This window comes from Stenotrophomonas sp. INTA L402-1 (assembly GCF_059295135.1).
This window is the reverse complement of record NZ_JCAFWP010000014.1, coordinates 1-18,921: the sequence shown is the minus strand read 5'-3', so window position 1 is coordinate 18,921 and position 18,921 is coordinate 1. Positions and strand designations below refer to the sequence as shown.

Below are 18,921 nucleotides of genomic sequence, written 5' to 3'. Positions count from 1 at the left end.
CCATGACCGACGCCCTGGGTGTGCCGGTGCACGACACCGACGAACACTGGATGCGCCACGCGCTGGCGCTGGCCGAGCGCGCACAACGCGAGTTCGACGAGATCCCGGTGGGTGCAGTGCTGGTCGGTGCCGACGGCCAACTGCTGGGCGAGGGCTGGAACCTCAACATCGCCTCGCATGACCCCAGCGCACACGCCGAGATCGTGGCCATGCGGGCGGGCGGAAAATTGCTGGCGAACCATCGCCTGCTTGGCAGCACGCTGTATGTGACCCTGGAGCCGTGTGCGATGTGCGCAATGGCGATCGTGCACGCGCGCGTTGCACGGTTGGTCTACGGTGCCAGCGACCCCAAGACCGGTGCCTGCGGCAGCGTGTTCGACCTCATTGGCGATGCCCGCCACAACCACCGGGTGGAGATCCACGGTGGGGTACTGGCCAAGGAAGCCAGCATGCGCCTGACCAACTACTTCCGCGCCAAGCGTGGCAAGCCGCCGCTGTTGCTGGAAGACCACGCCAGCGAGGGCTGAGGGGCGAACGGGTATGATGGGCGCCTCTTCCCATCACCGGTAGGCCGCGCGCCTGCCCAGCAACGAGGCGACACATGGCGGACAACGGCGCGGCCAACGAACGACTGATCTGGATCGACCTGGAAATGACCGGGTTGGATACCGACAACGATTCGATCATCGAGATCGCCACCGTAGTCACTGACGCCCAGCTCAACGTGCTGGCCGAAGGTCCGGAATTCGCCATCCACCATCCGCTGGAAACGCTGGAAGCGATGGACGAGTGGAACCGCAACCAGCACCGCCGTTCGGGCCTGTGGCAGCGTGTGGTGGACAGCACGGTGACCCTTGCCCAAGCTGAAGCGCAGACGGTGAATTTCCTGGCGCAGTGGATCCCGGCCGGCCTCTCGCCGATGTGCGGCAACTCGATCTGCCAGGACCGCCGCTTCCTGCACCGCCAGATGCCGCGCCTGGAGAAGTACTTCCACTACCGCAACCTGGACGTGTCCACGGTGAAGGAGCTGGCCAAGCGCTGGGCGCCGACCGTGGCCGCTGGCGTTGGCAAGAACAGCAACCACACCGCGCTGAGCGATGTGCATGACTCCATCGCCGAGCTGCGTCACTACCGCCAGTTCATGGGCGCGCTGTCGGGGCTGCCGGTTGCCTGAACAACGACGCCGGGCATGGCCCGGCGCTACCGGGTGACACGCGAACTGGTAGTGCCGGCCGCTGGCCGGCAATTCAGCGGCCTTCGTGAGGTGTATCAGGTTGCCGGCCAGCGGCCGGCACTACCCTCCGTTCAACTCCCTGGCGCTAAGATCGGCGCCATGAACGAGCCCATCCTGCTTCCCCGCGACATTGCCCATGACGCCCGCGACTGGTCTGACCTGCAGCGGGCGATGGCCCTGCTGGAAGCGCCGACCCTGACCGCGCGCATGGCCAATCTGGTCGGTACGCCGCTGGAGTTTGCGGTGAAGGCCTTGCCCAGCTCGGTCTCCAACCGCATCCACGGCGCGGTGCAGGCGGCGCTGACCAAGTCGGCGCAGGCGGCGCTGTGGAGCATGGACAACACCCCCGGCAAGGGGGCGTCCACCCGCTGGCACAAGCTGGCCGCAGCGACCTCCGGTGCGGTCGGCGGGGCGTTCGGCTTTGCGGCCTTGTTCATCGAACTGCCGGTGTCGACCACCATCATGATGCGCGCGGTGGCCGACGTGGCTCGCAGCGAAGGCTTTGATCTGTCCGAGTTCAGTACCCGCCAGGCCTGCCTGGAGGTGTTCGCGCTGGGCGGCAACTCGCCGCGCGATGACGCCAGCGAAACTGGTTATTACCTGGCCCGGGGTTTCACCACCGATGTGATGCGCCATCTGTCGGCCGAGCTGGCCGGACGCGTGGTGACCGGCCGCGACTTGACCCTGGGCGTAGCACCGAAGGAGGCTGGCAAGCTGCTGGCGAAGATGGTGGAGAAGGTGGCGGCGCGCTTCGGCGTGGTGGTCACCGAGAAATTCGCCGCACAGGCGGTGCCGATCGTGGGTGCCGCTGCCGGTGCGACGCTCAATACGATGTTCACCGATTACTACCAGGACATGGCGCGCGGCCACTTCATCGTGCGCCGGTTGGAGCGCAAGTACGGCGAAGACGTGGTGCGCACGTGCTATGACCGCGTGGCGCATGGCACGATCAGGATGGAACCCAGCCTGGAGTAGATCCACGCCATGCATGGATGAGCCTTCATGCATGGCCATCCTTGCCTGCCGGGCACAACTGTTTTGCCACAACACGCCTGTTGCCCTTCGCAGGCGGTCCCCATTCTTGCTGGCACTCCCCCCGCAAGAGATGTCCGCCATGTTGTTCACCTCCCACCGCTTGGGCGCCTTGACCCTGCCCAACCGAATCGTCATGCCGCCGATGACCCGGTCGCGCGCTGCCGACGGCAACGTTGCCACCGCGGAAATGGCCGCCTACTACGCGCAGCGGGCCAGCGCGGGCCTGATCGTCAGCGAAGGTACCCAGATCAGCCCGCAGGGCCAGGGTTACGCCTGGACCCCGGGCATCCACAGTGGCGAGCAGGTGCAGGGCTGGCGCCAGGTGACCGACGCCGTGCACGCTGCCGGCGGTCGCATCTACGCCCAGCTGTGGCACGTGGGTCGGGTCTCGCACGTCGCGCTGCAGCCCGGTGGTGCCGCGCCGGTGTCGTCGTCGGCGCTGCTGGCCGAGGGCGTGAAGGTGTTTGTCGACCCCACCGGCGCCGGCCCGGAAGCGGGCGTGGGCGAGATGATCCAGCACTCGATGCCGCGCGCGCTGGCCGAGGCCGAGATTCCGGGCATCATCGCCGACTACGCGCAGGCCACCCGCAACGCGCTGGCGGCGGGTTTTGATGGCGTCGAGCTGCACGGTGCCAATGGCTATCTGATCAACCAGTTCATCGATTCGCAGGCCAACCAGCGCACCGACGGCTACGGAGGCGCGCTGCAGAACCGGCTGCGCTTCCTGCGTGAAGTAGTGGAGGCGGTGGTGGCGGTGGCCGGTGGTGAGCGTGTTGGCGTGCGCCTGGCGCCGCTGACCACCCTGCAGGGCGCGGTGGACGACACGCCGCAGGCCACCTATCTCGCTGCGGCACACCTGCTGGGCGGGCTGGGCGTGGGCTACCTGCACATCGCCGAGGCCGACTGGGACGACGCACCGCTGATGCCGGTGGCGTTCAAGCAGGCACTGCGCATGGTCTACCCGGGCACCCTGATCTACGCCGGCAAGTACACCGCCGAACGCGCGGAGCAGGCACTGGCCGAAGGCTGGGCCGACCTGATCGGCTTCGGCCGCCCGTTCATCGCCAACCCGGACCTGCCGGAGCGCCTGCGTCTGGGGGCGGAATTGAACCCGCCTGATCGGGCGACGTTCTTCGGCGGTGGTGCGGTCGGGTTCACCGATTACGCGACGCTGGAAGAAAGCGTCGCCGCCTGATCCTGGAGGTTGCCGGCCAGCGGCCGGCACTACCAGGGTGCGCGGGGCAGGGTAGTGCCGGCCGCTGGCCGGCATTTCTGTTTGGGATCAGGGCTTGTCGCGCACCAGCGCGTCGGCCTCGACCACGCCGCCATCCTTGCCGTGCAGGTACAGGTGCATGTCCTGCTGCGGATACGGGATGTTGATGCCGGCCTTGTCGAAGCCCAGCTTGAGCTGTTCCAGCAGCGTGACCTTGGTACCGAACCAGTCGGCCGACTTCACGTAGCAGCGGATGCCAAGATTGATCGCGTGCGCACCCAGCTCATACACCACCACATCCGGTGCCGGTGTCTGTAGCACGCGCGGGTCGGCCTTCATCAGCGCCAGCGCGGTGTCGCGCGCCAGCTGGATGTTGTCTTCATAGCCGATGCCCACCACCAGTTCGACGCGGCGGGTCGGCTCGGCGGTCAGGTTGATGATCGGCGCAGCGGTGATCAACGTGTTCGGAATGGTGGTGTGCTGGTTGTCGGCACCGGTGATGACGGTCTGGAAGATGCGCACTTCGCGCACCGTGCCGGTCTGTCCGGCCACTGTCACCACATCGCCCACGCGGAACGGGCGCAGCGTCACCAGCATGACGCCCGAGGCGATGTTGGACAGCGAATCCTTCAGTGCAAGGCCTACCGCCAGGCCGGCGGTGCCAAGCACGGCCAGCAGCGGGGTGATCTGCACGCCCAGCGTGCCGATTGCCAGCACCACCACGATCACCAGCGACGCGGCGTACACCACGTTGCGCAGGAAATTGCCCAGCATCGGGTCCACGCCCATGCGCGCGGTGGCGCGTGGCATCGCGTTGGACAGGCGTCGCGCCACCCACATGCCGACCAGCAGCACCACGATCGCGGCCAGCAATGGCACGCCGTAGGTCTCCAGCAGATGTTGCCAGTCGAGCGAGTGGAACCAGGGCGTTGCGGCGGGGGCGGGTGGGGCAGTGGCGAGCATGCGGGCTCCTTTGCAGCGGGGGAGGTGGCGCGCGCAGACGCCATAAACAACAAGCCCCGCAGAGGCGGGGCTTGCATGCAGCTGAAGTATGGGCCGGCGCCGATGAAAGCGACGTCAGCCCTCAGCAATCACGGTCTCAGCCGTTGGCCTTCAGCTTGGCCAGGCGCAGCCAGGTATCGACCACCGTATCCGGGTTCAGCGACACCGACTCGATGCCTTCCTGCATCAGCCACTCGGCCAGATCCGGATGATCGGACGGGCCCTGGCCGCAGATGCCAACGTACTTGCCCTTGGCACGCGCCGACTTGATCGCCATTGACAGCAGCTTCTTCACTGCCGGGTTACGTTCGTCGAACAGGTGCGCGACGATCGACGAGTCACGGTCCAGGCCCAGGCTGAGCTGGGTCAGGTCGTTGGAGCCGATCGAGAAGCCGTCGAAGATCTCCAGGAACTCATCGGCGAGCAGTGCGTTGGACGGCACTTCGCACATCATGATGATCTTCAGGCCGTTCTCTCCCTGCTTCAGGCCGTTCTGTTCCAGCACCTCGATGACCTTGCGGCCTTCTTCCAGGGTGCGCACGAACGGAATCATGACCCACAGGTTGTCCAGGCCCATTTCGTTGCGCACGCGCAGCACGGCCTTGCATTCCAGCGCGAACGCGGCCGAGAAGCTCGGGTCGACGTAACGGCTGGCGCCGCGGAAGCCGATCATCGGGTTCTCTTCGTGCGGCTCGTAGTTGCTGCCGCCGATCAGGTTGGCGTACTCGTTGGACTTGAAGTCCGACAGGCGCACGATCACGGCGTTCGGTGCGACCGAGGCGGTGAGGGTGGCGATGCCTTCGGCCAGGCGGTCCACGTAGAAGCTGACCGGATCACCGTAACCGGCGATCTTCTCGTCGATCTTCTTCTTGGTTGCCGCATCCTGGCGGTCGTATTCCAGCAGCGCGTTCGGATGGATGCCGATGTGGCTGGCGATGATCATTTCCAGGCGGGCCAGGCCGATGCCGGCGTTCGGCAGCTGGCCGAAGTCGAAGGCACGTTCCGGGTTGGCCACGTTCATCATGATCTTCAGCGGTGCCGGCGGCATGTTGCCCAGATCGGTAGTGGTGCGCTCGAAGCCCAGCTTGCCTTCGTAGATGAAACCGGTATCGCCTTCAGCGCAGCTGACGGTGACCAGCTGGCCATCTTCGATGACCTTGGTGGCGTTGCCCGAACCGACCACGGCCGGCACGCCCAGCTCGCGCGCGATGATCGCGGCGTGGCAGGTACGGCCACCACGGTTGGTGACGATGGCCGAGGCGCGCTTCATCACCGGCTCCCAATCGGGATCGGTCATGTCGGCGATCAGCACGTCGCCCGGCTGCACGCGGTTCATGTCGTCCAGCGTCTTCACTACGCGGGCCACGCCCGAGCCGATCTTGGCACCGACGGCACGGCCTTCGGCCAGCACGTTGCCGCCCTTTTCGGTCAGCGCGAAGCGCTCGATCTGGGTGGCATGGCTGCGCGACTTCACCGTTTCCGGGCGCGCCTGCACGATGAACAGCTTGCCGCTGACACCGTCCTTGGCCCACTCGATGTCCATCGGGCGGCCGTAGTGCTTTTCGATGACCAGCGCCTGCTTGGACAGTTCCTGCACGTCCTCGTCGCTGATCGAGAAGGTGTTGCGCAGTTCAGCCGGGGTGTCCTCGATCCTGACGCGCTCACCCGGAACATCCGAATACACCATGCGGATGGCCTTGCTGCCGAGCGAGCGGCGCAGGATCGCCGGCTTGCCGGCCTGCAGGGTGGGCTTGTAGACGTAGTACTCGTCCGGGTTGACCGCGCCCTGCACGACCATTTCGCCCAGGCCGAAGGACGAGGTGACGAACACCACATCGCGGAAGCCGGACTCGGTGTCCAGGGTGAACAGCACGCCGGAGGAGCCGACGCCCGAACGCACCATCAGCTGCACGCCGGCGGACAGGAACACGTCCTCATGCTTGAAACCGTGGTGCACGCGGTAGGCGATGGCACGGTCGTTGTACAGCGAGGCGAACACTTCCTTGACCTTGTGCACGACATCGTCGGCACCGGTGACGTTGAGGAAGGTTTCCTGCTGGCCGGCGAAGGAGGCATCCGGCAGATCCTCGGCGGTGGCCGACGAACGCACGGCCACGGCCACGTCGCCGCCGCCGTTGTCGGCGCTCAGCTGGGCGTAGGCGGTGCGGATGTCCTGGTCCAGCTGCGGCTGCAGCGGGGCATCGATCACCCAGGTGCGGATTTCCTTGCCCGCTGCGGTCAGCGCGTTGACGTCCTCGACGTCCAGCGTGGCCAGCTTGTCGAAGATGCGCTTGGACAGATCGTTGTGCGCGATGAAGTCCTTGAAGGCTTCAGCGGTGGTGGCATAACCGCCCGGCACCGAAACGCCCAGACCGGCCAGGTTGCCGATCATCTCGCCCAGCGACGAATTCTTGCCGCCTACGCGGGCCAGATCGGCCAGACGCAGTTCGTGCAACCACAGGATGTTCTCGTTCAAGCGCGATGCTCCGTTTGGCCATCGCCCGAGGCGGGCTGGAATGGCCGCGTCCGTAGGAAGAAGCCGATATGATGCCGGGCAGAGTACCGTCGGCACAAGCTTGTGCTGGCGGCCTTTTTAGGCTTCGTAGGGGGTAAAAGCGCGCATGTCGACCATCCGTCCGGTGTTCTACGTTTCCGATGGAACCGGTATCACCGCTGAAACCATTGGGCATAGCCTGCTTACCCAGTTCTCCGGGTTCAGCTTCATTACCGATCGCATGTCGTTTGTCGACGACCCCGAAAAAGCGCGTGAAGCCTGTGCCCGGATCCAGGCGGCAGGGGAGCGGTACCAGGTCCGGCCGATCGTGGTGAACTCCTGCGTGGACCAGAGTCTGAGCCTGATCCTGGCCGACAGCGGCGCGCTGATGCTGGATGTGTTCGCGCCGTTCATCGAGCCGTTGGAGCGTGAACTGGCCAGCCCGCGCCTGGCCCGGGTCGGCCAGGCGCACGGCATGGTCGATTTCGACACCTACCACCGCCGCATCAACGCGATGAACTTCGCCCTGACCCATGACGATGGCATCGCGGTGAACTACGACGATGCCGACGTGATCCTGGTGGCGGTGTCGCGCGCCGGCAAGACGCCCACCTGCATCTACCTGGCCCTGCATTACGGGGTGCGCGCGGCCAATTACCCGCTGACCGACGAAGACCTGGAAAGCGACCGCCTGCCGCCACGCCTGCGCAACTACCGGCGCAAGCTGTTCGGCCTGACCATCGACCCGGACCGGCTGCAGCAGATCCGCCAGGAGCGCCGCCCGAACTCGCGCTACGCCAACCTGGACACCTGCAAGCGCGAGGTGGCTGCGGCCGAGGTGATGTTCCAGATGGAGCGGATCCCGACCCTGAGCACCACCCATACCTCGATCGAGGAGATTTCCAGCAAGGTGCTGGCCACGCTGGGGCTGCAGCGCGAGCTGTATTGATCCTCATCTGGTAGAGCCGGCCGCTGGCCGGCTGGTGGATGAACCCTCGGCCGCGATGCAGGGCTGCCGGCCAGCGGCCGGCACTACCCAGGGGTTGGCTTGCACGTGCGCGCCCCCACGTTGAAGCACCAGCGTGTAGGATCGACCCATGGCCCGAGCCTTGCCCCGCACCGAACGCATTCCCCGCCTGAGCCGGCTGAGCTGGCTCATGGGCCTGTACGCGGAAAACTACCGCCATCTGGTGCGTCTGTTCGAACCGGCCGGACTGGTGGCGGGCAGCTACATTTCCTCGATCGGCGACGGCCTGGATGTCCGCCTGGACGTGATCGAGTGCCACCGCTACACGGTGGAACTGCGCCTGACCTACGACCTGGCCGACCCGGTCACCGGTGAGCCGGATCCGTCGGCCTATGTGCGTCTGTACCGTGACGCGCGCCAGGCCGAGACCACCCATTGCTACGTCGGCCGCCGCTGGCAGGACACGATGGGCCTGTATCCGCCGCCGGCGGAGCTGATCAGCCACCGCATGCGGATGAACACCTTCCTCGGCAAGTGGCTGGAGTACCTGGCCGAGCGCGGCCACGGCGTGGCCACCCTGCGTCGCGATCCCGACGGTGCTGGCACACCTGCCGAGCGCCGCCTGTCGCTGGTGCGCTGATCGGCCATAATCCACGGCTGACCTGCCGCTGGATGCTGCCCCATGCCGTACACCCCGATCGTCGCCACCCTGGGCTATGTGCTGTCGCCTGATCGTCGCCAGGTGCTGATGATCCACCGCAATACCCGTCCCGGTGACCACCACCTGGGCAAGTACAACGGCCTGGGCGGCAAGATCGAAGCGGACGAGGATGTGGCGGCCAGCATGCGCCGCGAGATCGCCGAGGAAGCCGGCATCGACTGCACCGGCATGCGCCTGCGCGGCACCATCAGCTGGCCGGGCTTCGGCAAGCACGGCGAGGATTGGCTGGGTTTCGTGTTCGTCATCGATGGATTCGAGGGCACCCCGCACGGCGGCAACCACGAAGGCACGCTGGAGTGGGTGGACCTGGACAAGCTGGACACCCTGCCGATGTGGGAGGGCGACCGCAACTTCCTGCCGCTGGTGTTCGACGCCGACCCGCGCCCGTTCCACGGCGTGATGCCGTACAAAGACGGGCGCATGGTGAGCTGGTCCTTCAGCCGCCTGTGAGCCGGGAAATCGGGTAGCTGCCAACCTTTGGTCGGCACGCTCTTCTGGCAAATTAATACCCGGGCAATATTGACGGGAGAGAATTACCCGGGCAATATTCGCGCATCGCCTCTGATGCCGTTGCCATGCCTGCGTCCCGACTTCCTCCCTTCAGTTGTTTCGACGGCCATCGCCTGGTCGCTTCCGGTACGCCGGAAGTGGCCGCGCTGGCGCTGAAGCAACTGCGTGCCGACAACGCTGCCGGTCCGCTGCTGGTGTTCGACAACGCCACCGGCCGCACCCGTGATTTCGATACGCGTGGCAGCGACGCAGAACTCCTGGCGCGGGTAAACGAAGCGTTTCCCGCCGCCGTGGGGACGGATGCCGACGTCACTGCCGAAGAGGCGCCCGCAACCCCACGTGGCCGTGGCCGCCCCAAGCTGGGTGTGGTCGCCCGAGAAGTGACCTTGCTGCCGCGCCATTGGGCGTGGCTGGCCGAGCAGCCTGGCGGTGCCTCGGTGGTGCTGCGCAAGCTGGTGGAGGCGGCCAGCCGTGCCGGTTCTGACAAGGACCGCCAGCGTCGTGACAGCGAGCGTGCCTATCACTTCCTGCAGACCATCGCCGGTGACCTGCCGGGTTTCGAGGAGTCGATCCGTGTCCTGTTCGCGCATGACCGCGCGGGCCTGGAAGCGGCGTTGCGGAGTTGGCCCGCGGATGTGTGCGCCCACGCTCTGCGCCTGGCCTTCGACGATCCTGCGGACCACGCCGACGGCTGAGCCATCGCGCCGTTGCTGAGCGACGGCCCCACCTGACCGCGGGTCCAGGCCCGCTTCCCCTGTGCGTGCTTTGCTGGCGGAAACGCCGGGCAGGGCGGCGCCTTGCCCAGAGAACCCCATGAGCCCCCCTGTACATCCGATACCTCCGGCAGCACCGCCGCTGTGGCGCACCTATCTGACCCTGCTGCTGCCGATGCTGCTGACCAATGCGCTGCAGCTGGCCGCAGGCACGCTGGACAACATCTACCTCGGCCATCTGCTCGGCACACAGGCAGTGGCTGCAGCGGCTGCGTTCTTTCCGGTCTTCTTCCTGCTGTTGGCCCTGGTAATGGGCCTGGCGACCGGTGCGATGGTGCTGATCGGCCAGGCCTGGGGCGCGGGCCGCCCGCAGCAGGCACGCGCCGTGGCTGGCAGCGCGGTGGCGCTGATCCTGCTGCTGTCGGTGCTGGTGATGGCTGTGGGCGGCGGCTTCGCACCACAACTGCTGGTGGCGTTGGGCACGCCGGCAGCGGTCCTCAGTGAGTCCATTGTCTACGCACGCGTGCTGTTGCTGACGGCACCGGTGTTCTTCCTGCTGTGGCTGGCCACTGCGGTGAGCCGCGCGGTGGGCGATGCGAAGACACCGCTGCATGCGCTGCTGCTGGCCACGGTGGTCGGCCTGCTGTGCACGCCGCTGCTGATCCTCGGCTGGGTCGGCCCGCCGCAGCTGGGTTCGGCCAGTGCGGCAGTCTCGGCGGCGTTTGCCTCGCTGCTGGCCCTGGCCTGGCTTATGTGGCGGTGGCAGAGGATGGGGCACCCGTTGGCGCCGGGACGTGAGCTGCTGCGTGCCATCCGTTTCGATGGCGTGCTCATCCGCGCGATGCTGCGCATCGGCGTACCGTCATCGCTGCAGATGCTCAGCCTGGCCATTGCCGAAATCGTGTTGCTGGGCTGGATCAACCGCTACGGCTACACGGCCACGGCCGCCTACGGTGCGGTCAACCAGTTGATGAGCTGGGTGCAACTGCCGGCGATGTCGCTGGGGATCACCGCCACCATCCTCGCGGCGCACGCGATGGGCGCGGGGCGTACGGCACGGCTGCCCGCCATCGCTCGCACCGGTGTGCTGCTTGGGCTGGCGATGCTAAGCGTGGTGGTGCTGCTGGTGATGGCGCTGGCGCCCTGGCTGACCGGGCTGATTCTTGCGGCCGCAGAGGTGCGCGAATTGGCCGCATCGCAGCTGCGCACGGTGGTATGGGGCGTGCTGGCGATGGGAGGCAGCGCGGTGCTGGTCGGAGTGATGCGAGGCAGTGGCACGGTGATGTTGCCAGCGTTGTTGGGCATGGCAGCGGTACTGCTGCTGGAGCTGCCGTTGGCGATGTGGTTGCAGGCGCGGCATGGGCTGGCCGGCCTGTGGTGGGCGTGGCCGCTGGGGCTGGTGGCCATGCTGGTGATGCAGGTGTTCTGCTTCGCGCATTGGCGGCGACGGGTGCAGGCTGGGTAGTGCCGGCCGCTGGCCGGCAATCCGGAATGCCGGGGCAGCCGGCCAGCGGCCGGCTCTACCACTCGGTTGGCTCGCGCCCGGTGCGGTGGCTATGGTGGGCTTGGCCGCTGATGATGCAGGTGTTCTGTTTCGCTCGCTGGCGCCGGGTGCGGGCTGGGTAGTGCCGGCCGCTGGCCGGCAATCCGGAATGCCGGGGCAGCCGGCCAGCGGCCGGCTCTACCACGCGGTCGGATCACCGTCGTTGCGGCGGCTGCGGTGGGCCGACCACTGGTGATGCGGGTGTTCTGTGTTGCTCGCTGGCGGCGGGTGCAGGCTGGGTAGTGCCGGCCGCTGGCCGGCAATCCGGAATGCCGCGGCAGCCGGCCAGCGGCCGGCTCTACCACTTCAGCGCCGCTGTGCCAGCAGCAGATGGAAGTGCTTTTCGCGGATCTGGCCGTCATTGCCGGCTGCAGATTCCCGGTGGCTGCGCCAGGCCGAGACGCGGAAGCCCGATACCCGCAGCGCCAGCTCCACCGCGTCCAGCTCATGCAGTTGGAAGTCGGCAGCAAATGGCAGGCTGCGCATGAAGCTGGCGTCGCCAAAGGCCAGGCACAGGCGGCCGCCCCGGCGCAGCACCCGCGCCAGCTCGTCCAGCACCGGCGCCAGGTTCGGCCAGAAGTACAGGGTGTTGACCGCCAGCGCGGCATCCATCGCGGCATCGGCGACCGGCAGCGCATGAGCGTCGCCGTGTCGCATCGCGGCACGCTCGGCCAACCCGGCGCTGGCCAGGCGCTGGTTGCCGGCCTCGACCATGGCGGTGGACAGCTCAATACCCAGATAGTGGCTGTCGGTGGCCCGCAGCATCAGCGGCGCGAAGGCCGCATTGCCGGGGCCGATCTCCAGGACCCGTTCGCCAGTACCGACGGCCAGCAGCCCGATCGCGGCCAGGTTGAGTGCGCCGTTGCTGCGGTTCATCGAGTCAGCCACCGCCAGCGCGGCCTCGCCATGGGGCTGCCGCAGCTGTGCGGCCAGAGTGGGAGCATCCAGCATCATCATCGTCCGTTGCAGAGTTTCGGACGTGGCGGCGGCGGGTCCGCCGGTGACCATAGCGCCGACCTTGTGGCTTGGGAAGTAGGGAAACCCCGCTTCGGGGTGATGAGGAAATGTCCAGCGTCGCAGTCGGTGAGATCTGGTTGTCCACAGGGGGTGTGGATTACGCGTGGGCAACTTTGTGGATAAGCCGCGACAGGCGCCACCCCCCTAGGCTGTCAAGATGGGTGGCGAAAAATTCACCGCCGGTGAGGACAGGTGAGGGAGCGGTGAAGGCTGGGGCCTGCCAGCGCTGTCGCCAGTGGCGGCGCTCGCGGTAACCTGTGGGCCTTGATGCTCCGTGAGACCCCATGAAACGTCACTTCTCGATGCTGCGCGAATTCCAGCTGGCCGACTGGTTCACATTGGCCAATGCTTTCTGCGGCACCGGTGCGGTCTTTGCCGCAATGCGCTTCCTGCAGGACGGCGAGCGCGGCTACCTGCTGTTCGGCATGGCGTTGATCCCGCTGGCTTTCATTTTCGACGCCCTCGATGGGCGCATCGCGCGCTGGCGCAAGTCCAGCTCCACCCTGGGCCGCGAGCTGGACTCGCTGTCCGACGTGATCTCCTTCGGTGTGGCCCCGGCGGCGCTGGCCTACGCCTGCGGCATGCAGGGCGGCTGGGACTGGCTGGTGCTGAGCTATTTCGTCTGCTGCGGCGTCAGCCGCCTGGCGCGCTACAACGTCACCGCCGAGGCGCTGGCCGGCGACGAGGGCAAGGTCGCGTATTTCGAGGGCACCCCGATCCCGACCAGCCTGGTGCTGGTGATCGTGCTGGCGATCGCCGCCGGTACCGATGCCATCGGCCAGAACATCTGGTTCGGCCAGTGGCAGATCGGCCCGTGGCAGCTGCACCCGATGGTGCTGTTGTTCGCCCTGTCCGGGTCGCTGATGATCAGCAAGACCCTGCGTATCCCCAAGCCATGAGCCAGCCCTGCGGAGGCCTGCGATGACCAGCTCGGCCCACGACGCCGGCAGCAGTGATTTCGAAACCCTGGCCCGGCAGTACTTCGGCGCCTGGGGCGATGCCCTGCGCCATGCGAGCACGCCCGGCGCACCGGCTGGTGACGATCCCGGCAGCTGGCAGCGGTTGTTCGACTGGTGGGGCCAGCTGTTGCCCGAGCAGGGGCAGGGTGCGCCGGAAGATGCCGTGCGCCGCTTCCGCGAACAGGCGGGCAGCTGGTACGGCACCATGCAGGAAGTGGCCGCGCGTTTCGCCGGCCGCGACGCCAGCAGTGCCGATGTGGCACAAGCCTGGCGCGAGGCGGTGCAGGGGCAGGGCGACGGCATGCTGCAGTGGATGCTGCAGGGCGCCCGTGGCAGCACCCACGCTGGCGCCGCTGTACCGGAGTTTGCCGCCTGGCTGCAGCAGTTCCAGCTGCAGGCCGGTCCGTGGCTGCAGAGCCCGGCGTTCGGGCCCGGCCGCGAGCACCAGGCGCGCTGGCAGGCGCTGCTGCGGGCGCAGGAGGAATACCAGCAGCATTCACGCGCCTACGTCGATCAGATCAAGCAGGCACTGGACGAGGCCTTCGCGCTGTTCGAGCAGCGCCTGGCCGAGCACGAGCAGCCGGGCAGCCAGCTGACCAGCGCCCGCGCGATGTTCGACCTGTGGATTGAAGTGGCCGAGGAGGCCTACGCCAAGGTCGCCATGTCCGAACCGTTCCAGCAGGTGTATGCCGCACTCGGCAACGCTCAGATGCGCCTGCGCGCCGGCCTGCAGCGCGAGGTGGAACAGATGAGTGAACGGATCGGCCTGCCGACCCGCAGTGAGATGGACGCCGCGCACCGCCGCATCGCCGAGCTGGAGCGCAGCCTGCGCCGCCTGCGGGCACAGGTGGCGGCCATGGCCGGTACGGGCGAGGTCGATCCGGTGGCACAGCCGGCGCCGGCGAAGGTGAAGCCGGTCGCGCGCAAGGCCGCGAAGAAGGCCGCGCCGGCAAAGAAGGCGCCTGCGAAAAAGGCTGCACCAAAGGCAGCGCCCCGTACTTCCACGCGGACGCGTGACCGATGAAAGGACCGCTGGGCTTCAACGCCGATGACCTGATGCAGGAAACCCTGGCCATGCAGCGCAAGCTGATGGAAGGGCTGAAGCTGCTGCCGCAGGTGGAAGACGTGGACTATGGCGTGACCGCCCGCGAGGAAGTCTGGCGCGACGGCAAGGTGGTGCTGTACCGCTTCGTCGGCGAACAGGCACCGACCCGCCGCACGCCGCTGCTGATCGTCTACGCGCTGGTCAACCGGCCGTACATGGTCGACCTGCAGGCCGACCGTTCGCTGGTGCAGAAGCTGCTGGCGCTGGGGCAGGACGTCTACGTGCTGGACTGGGGTTACCCGGATCGCTCCGAACGCTTCCAGACCCTGGAGGACTACCTGCTGCGCTACATCGATGGCGCGGTCGATACGCTGCGCGCGCGCAGTGGCGGCCCGGTCGACCTGCTCGGCATCTGCCAGGGCGGCGTGTTCGCGCTGTGCTACGCCGCGCTGCGCCGGCAGAAGCTGGGCAAGCTGATCACCATGGTCACCCCGGTCGATTTCCACACCGCCGACAACATGCTCTCGCACTGGGCGCGGCAGGTGGATGTGGACCTGCTGGTCGACACGCTGGGCAACATCCCGGCCGACCTGATGAATGCCAGTTACCTGATGCTCAAGCCGTTCCGCCTGAACGTGCAGAAGTACGTGGGCCTGCTCGACATCCTCGATGACAAGGCGGCGCTGGAGGATTTCCTGCGCATGGAGAAGTGGATCTTCGATTCGCCGGACCTGGCGGGCGAGGCGTTCCGCGACTTCATCAAGCAGTTCTACCAGGGCAACGGGCTGATGAACGGCACGGTGCGGATCGGCGAAGAGGCGGTGGATCTGTCGAAGGTGACCCTGCCGGTACTGAACATCTACGCCGAGCAGGACCATCTGGTGCCGCCGGACGCCTCACGCGCAATGCGTGGACGCCTGGGCACCGAGGATTACACCGAGTCCAGTTTCCGTGGCGGCCATATCGGCATCTACGTGTCCGGTCGCGCGCAGCGCGAAGTGCCGGCCACGATCGATGGCTGGTTGAAGGCGCGCGACGTGTAAGGCTTGCTTCGCTTTTGTAGAGTCGAGCTTGCTCGACTGCCTTGGAGAATAATGATGTCGCAACGGTTCACGCTGCTGCTTGCCACGCTGCTGCTGGCAGCACCTGTTGCCCACGCCGCACCCAGTACGGATGCACGCCGGGAGATCGCCCAGCTGATCTCCAGCCTGGACGGCTCCCAGTGCCGGTTCCAGCGCAATGGCAGCTGGTACGACGGCAGCGATGCGCGGTCGCACCTGCAGCGCAAGTACGATTACCTGCTGAAGAAGAACATGGTGGACAGCGCCGAGCAGTTCATCGAGCGCGCCGCCAGCCAGAGCAGCATGAGCGGCAAGCCCTATCGCATCCAGTGCCCGGGGCAGCCTGAACAGACTGCAGCCGCCTGGTTCGGCGCACGCCTGCAGGCCCTGCGCCACCGCGCTCCGTAGACATAGGGGCGGTGTAGAGTCGAGCCTTGCTCGACTGCTTTTTCCCGTAGCCCAGGAGAACCGCCATGACCACCACGCCGCGCACGCTGTCACGTTCATTGAACGACCGCATGATCGCCGGCGTGATGGGCGGTATCGCCCATCGCTTCGGCTGGAATCCCACGTTGGTGCGGATCGTGTTCGTGCTGGTCTCGATCGGCTCGGCGGCCTTCCCCGGCATCTTGGTCTACCTGATCCTGTGGCTGCTGATTCCCAACGAGGCCGATTGAAGACTCCCGTGACGCCCCGGCCGGTCTGGCTGCGCGCGCTGCAGGTGCTGGGCGCGGTGTGGACGTCCCCCAATTCACTGCTCGGCCTGATCGGTGGACTGGCCGGCATGCTTGGCGGGGCGACGCTGCGTTGGAGCAGCCTTGACTGTGCGCTGGTGTTCGATCGCTGGCCGTGGGGACCAGGCGGGGCGATCACCTTGGGCAACGTGATCCTGCATACCGGCCATGACCTGGGCATTTCCTGCCGCACCTATGCGCATCAGGCGGGGTGGGGCGTGGAGCCGCTGATCCGGCTGGATGACCACGAACGCGCGCACGTGTACCAATACATGGTGCTGGGGCCGCTGTACCTGCCGGTGTACCTGCTGTGCGGTGGGGTGAGTGCGCGCAACCCGTTCGAGCGCGCGGCCGATCATTTCGCCCGGTTCGGGCACGGCTGGTGGCCGTAGTTTCCAGCCAACGGCGCAGCCCCTCGTGGCTTGGTCGCGGAATATGTTTCATGTGATTGGGCCGGGGGGGGGGGGGGGGGGGGGCCCCCCCCCCCCCCCCCCCCCGGGGGGGGGGGGGGGGGCCCCCCCCCCCCCCCGCCACTACCAGGTCAACGGCCCAGCGCGCGGCGGATCTCCTCCAGCGCGCTGGGATCATCCAGCGTCGACAGGTCACCCGGGTCGCGCTGCTCGGCCAACGCCTGCAGCGAGCGCCGCAGCAGCTTGCCGGATCGGGTCTTGGGCAAGGCATTGACCACGTGCACATGCGCCGGGCGCGCAACCGCACCAAGCGAAGTCGTCACCGTCGCCATCATCTCGGCCACCACCGGCGCCGGATCCTCGCCATCCAGCCCCTGCTTGAGGGTGACGAACACCAGTGGCACCTGCCCCTTCAGTTCGTCCTTGACCCCGATCACCGCCGCCTCGGCCACGCGCGGATGACTGGAAATGGCCTCCTCGATCTCGCGCGTGCCCAGGCGGTGCCCGGCCACGTTGATCACATCGTCGGTACGGCCGAGGATGAAGGTGTAGCCATCGTCGTCACGGATCGCCCAGTCCAGCGAGCTGTACAGCAGCTCGTTGAAGTGGCTGAAGTAGCTCTGCAGGAAACGGCTGTCGTCGTTCCACACCGTGCTCATGCAGCCCGGCGGCAGCGGCGGCGACACCACCAGCACGCCCTTCTGCCCCGGTGCCACTTCCTCGCCGGTGTTCTCGTCGATCACCTTCATCCGGTAGCCGAGATTGGGGAACCCGGGCGAGCCGAAACGCACCGGCTTCATCTCCAGGCCCGGCAGCAGGGTCAGTGCCGGCCAGCCGGTTTCGGTCTGCCAGTAGTTGTCGATGATCGGCTTGCCGAGCGCTTCGCTGATCCAGTGCGCGGTCGGTTCGTCCAGCGGCTCGCCGGCCAGGAACAGGTACTTCAGCGCGCCCAGGTCGTGGCGATGGATGAAGTCCGCGTCGTGCTTCTTCAGCACGCGGATGGCGGTGGGCGACGAGAACATCGTGCGCACGTTGTACTGCTCGCACAGCGCCCACCAGATGCCCGGGTCCGGATTCGTCGGCAGCCCTTCGTAGAGCAGCGAGGTGCAGCCGCCGATCAGCGGGCCGTACACGTTGTAGGAATGGCCGACCGCCCAGCCGACGTCGGAGGTGGAGAACATCACCTGGCCCGGCCTGCAGTCGAACACCGTTTCCATCGACTGTGCCATCGCCACCGCATAGCCCCCCACATCGCGCTGCACGCCCTTCGGCTTGCCGGTGGTGCCGGAGGTATACAGCAGATAGCTCGGCTCGCTCGCTTCCAGCCACTGCACCGGCACGTCGACTTCACCGATCTGCGCACGCAGCTCGGCGTAGTCCACATCGCGGCCCGGCACGCGTGGTTCGGCGGCATCCAGCCCACGCGACACGATCAGCACGTGCGGCGGTGGCGACGTGGCTTCGGCGCAGGCTGCATCGACCATCGGCTTGTACGGAATCAGCTTGCCACCGCGCATGCCGGCATCGGCGGCGATCAGCAGCTTGGGCTTGGCATCGTCGATGCGCAGCGCCAGGTTGTGCGCGGCGAAGCCACCGAACACCACCGAGTGCACCGCACCGATGCGCGCGCAGGCGAGCATCGCGAACACGGCTTCGGCCATGTTCGGCATATAGATCACCACGCGGTCACCGTGGCCGACACCGAGGTGCTTGAGCACGGCGGCGAAGTCGTTCACTTCGCGATACAGCTGGCGATAGGTGATCTCGCGGGCGCTGTTGGTTTCGGTGGAGATGGCGACCAACGCCAGCTGGTCGGCGCGCTCAGCCAGGTGGCGGTCGACGGCGTTGTAACAGAGATTGGTTTCGCCGCCGACGAACCAGCGCCGGAACGGCGGGTTGCTGTAGTCGAGCACCTGCTGCGGCGGTTTGTGCCAATGGATGCGCTTGGCTTCCTCGGCCCAGAAGGCCTCCGGCTCGTCGATCGAGCGACGGTAGGTTTCCTCGTAGTTCATGACGCAGCCCTCCCAGACAAAGTCATGGGTTCGAGAATAGTCCGGCGCTGGCGCGCGGGCCGCCCTACCTTGGTAGGGGGTGGGGTTTTGTTCTGCAGGGCTTGCAGCCCTGCACCTGCAGAGGCCGAAGCAACAGCAGAAGCTGGTTTCCTGGGGGATGGCGGGGTGGGTCCGGTTGCGGGGGGCGCCGTAAATCCGTCCATGGAGGCTCGGTCGCCGCGTCCATGCGGCTCTGTCTCTTATACACATCT

19 protein-coding genes are annotated in these 18,921 nt (G+C 66.9%); 15 read left to right on the top strand and 4 right to left on the bottom strand.

From position 1 onward, the window contains the following. Window positions 1-2: 2 nt before the first annotated feature. The 4 genes from tadA to AC5O77_RS10005 all read left to right on the top strand — a co-directional run bounded on the left by tadA (window position 3) and on the right by AC5O77_RS10005 (window position 3,464). Entirely contained in the window at window positions 3-527 is a 525-nt protein-coding gene (gene tadA, locus AC5O77_RS10020) for a tRNA adenosine(34) deaminase TadA (protein ID WP_032129512.1), read from the top strand. A 74-nt stretch (window positions 528-601) separates the two neighbouring features. Next, a complete protein-coding gene (orn, locus tag AC5O77_RS10015; RefSeq protein ID WP_107431636.1) occupies window positions 602-1,174 on the top strand; it encodes an oligoribonuclease in 573 nt (190 codons plus the stop codon). A 159-nt stretch (window positions 1,175-1,333) separates the two neighbouring features. Then, window positions 1,334-2,209 carry an EcsC family protein gene (locus tag AC5O77_RS10010; RefSeq protein ID WP_478056832.1) on the top strand — a complete coding sequence of 292 codons (876 nt, stop codon included), beginning with the start codon at window positions 1,334-1,336 and terminating at the stop codon, window positions 2,207-2,209. A 139-nt stretch (window positions 2,210-2,348) separates the two neighbouring features. Beyond that, window positions 2,349-3,464, top strand: coding sequence for an alkene reductase (locus AC5O77_RS10005; RefSeq protein ID WP_478056831.1), 1,116 nt, complete (start codon window positions 2,349-2,351; stop codon window positions 3,462-3,464). An 87-nt stretch (window positions 3,465-3,551) separates the two neighbouring features. Here AC5O77_RS10005 and AC5O77_RS10000 read toward each other — a convergent pair whose 3' ends face one another. Together AC5O77_RS10000 and ppsA are read right to left on the bottom strand one after the other, a co-directional pair. Continuing rightward, window positions 3,552-4,445 carry a mechanosensitive ion channel family protein gene (locus AC5O77_RS10000; RefSeq protein ID WP_478056830.1) on the bottom strand — a complete coding sequence of 298 codons (894 nt, stop codon included), beginning with the start codon at window positions 4,443-4,445 and terminating at the stop codon, window positions 3,552-3,554. Between the two features lie 136 nt (window positions 4,446-4,581). After that, entirely contained in the window at window positions 4,582-6,960 is a 2,379-nt protein-coding gene (ppsA, locus tag AC5O77_RS09995; protein ID WP_008267432.1) for a phosphoenolpyruvate synthase, read from the bottom strand. A gap of 145 nt (window positions 6,961-7,105) precedes the next feature. Here ppsA and ppsR point away from each other — a divergent pair, with 145 nt between their 5' ends. The 5 genes from ppsR (at window position 7,106) to AC5O77_RS09970 (ending at window position 11,354) form a co-directional block, all read left to right on the top strand. Then, window positions 7,106-7,927 (top strand): posphoenolpyruvate synthetase regulatory kinase/phosphorylase PpsR, encoded by an 822-nt coding sequence (gene ppsR, locus AC5O77_RS09990; RefSeq protein WP_006452040.1) that lies wholly within the window; start codon window positions 7,106-7,108, stop codon window positions 7,925-7,927. A gap of 148 nt (window positions 7,928-8,075) precedes the next feature. Then, on the top strand, window positions 8,076-8,585 hold the full coding sequence (locus AC5O77_RS09985; protein WP_049398213.1) for a DUF1249 domain-containing protein: 510 nt from the start codon (window positions 8,076-8,078) through the stop codon (window positions 8,583-8,585). Window positions 8,586-8,627: 42 nt separating this feature from the next. After that, window positions 8,628-9,116, top strand: coding sequence for an NUDIX hydrolase (locus AC5O77_RS09980; protein ID WP_049462146.1), 489 nt, complete (start codon window positions 8,628-8,630; stop codon window positions 9,114-9,116). Window positions 9,117-9,241: 125 nt separating this feature from the next. Then, on the top strand, window positions 9,242-9,871 hold the full coding sequence (locus AC5O77_RS09975; protein WP_478056829.1) for a DUF2239 family protein: 630 nt from the start codon (window positions 9,242-9,244) through the stop codon (window positions 9,869-9,871). A gap of 118 nt (window positions 9,872-9,989) precedes the next feature. Next, on the top strand, window positions 9,990-11,354 hold the full coding sequence (locus AC5O77_RS09970) for an MATE family efflux transporter (protein WP_478056828.1): 1,365 nt from the start codon (window positions 9,990-9,992) through the stop codon (window positions 11,352-11,354). Between the two features lie 384 nt (window positions 11,355-11,738). On the opposite strand, the gene AC5O77_RS09965 is transcribed toward AC5O77_RS09970, so the two are convergent. Continuing rightward, the gene (locus tag AC5O77_RS09965; RefSeq protein ID WP_107432469.1) at window positions 11,739-12,389 is read right to left on the bottom strand and encodes a class I SAM-dependent methyltransferase; all 651 of its coding nucleotides are present in this window, start codon (window positions 12,387-12,389) and stop codon (window positions 11,739-11,741) included. 344 nt (window positions 12,390-12,733) lie between these two features. On the opposite strand from AC5O77_RS09965, the gene AC5O77_RS09960 reads away from it, so the two are divergent. From AC5O77_RS09960 to AC5O77_RS09935, 6 genes are all read left to right on the top strand, one after another. After that, a complete protein-coding gene (locus tag AC5O77_RS09960) occupies window positions 12,734-13,348 on the top strand; it encodes a CDP-alcohol phosphatidyltransferase family protein (protein ID WP_032130352.1) in 615 nt (204 codons plus the stop codon). A gap of 22 nt (window positions 13,349-13,370) precedes the next feature. After that, window positions 13,371-14,432, top strand: coding sequence for a class III poly(R)-hydroxyalkanoic acid synthase subunit PhaE (phaE, locus tag AC5O77_RS09955; protein WP_478056827.1), 1,062 nt, complete (start codon window positions 13,371-13,373; stop codon window positions 14,430-14,432). Further along, window positions 14,429-15,496, top strand: a complete 1,068-nt coding sequence (locus tag AC5O77_RS09950; RefSeq protein WP_182266320.1) for a class III poly(R)-hydroxyalkanoic acid synthase subunit PhaC — start codon at window positions 14,429-14,431, stop codon at window positions 15,494-15,496. The genes phaE and AC5O77_RS09950 overlap by 4 nt, the downstream gene beginning before the upstream one ends. 54 nt (window positions 15,497-15,550) lie before the next feature. Next, window positions 15,551-15,922 (top strand): YfeK family protein, encoded by a 372-nt coding sequence (locus AC5O77_RS09945; RefSeq protein ID WP_429000102.1) that lies wholly within the window; start codon window positions 15,551-15,553, stop codon window positions 15,920-15,922. Window positions 15,923-15,987: 65 nt separating this feature from the next. Beyond that, complete coding sequence (locus AC5O77_RS09940) at window positions 15,988-16,191, top strand: PspC domain-containing protein (RefSeq protein ID WP_111173656.1); 204 nt, start codon at window positions 15,988-15,990, stop codon at window positions 16,189-16,191. Then, window positions 16,188-16,640, top strand: coding sequence for a hypothetical protein (locus AC5O77_RS09935; protein ID WP_478056826.1), 453 nt, complete (start codon window positions 16,188-16,190; stop codon window positions 16,638-16,640). Before AC5O77_RS09940 ends, AC5O77_RS09935 begins: the two co-directional genes overlap by 4 nt. A gap of 149 nt (window positions 16,641-16,789) precedes the next feature. Here AC5O77_RS09935 and prpE read toward each other — a convergent pair whose 3' ends face one another. Beyond that, window positions 16,790-18,670 carry a propionate--CoA ligase gene (gene prpE / locus AC5O77_RS09930; RefSeq protein ID WP_494506755.1) on the bottom strand — a complete coding sequence of 627 codons (1,881 nt, stop codon included), beginning with the start codon at window positions 18,668-18,670 and terminating at the stop codon, window positions 16,790-16,792. Window positions 18,671-18,921: the final 251 nt, after the last annotated feature.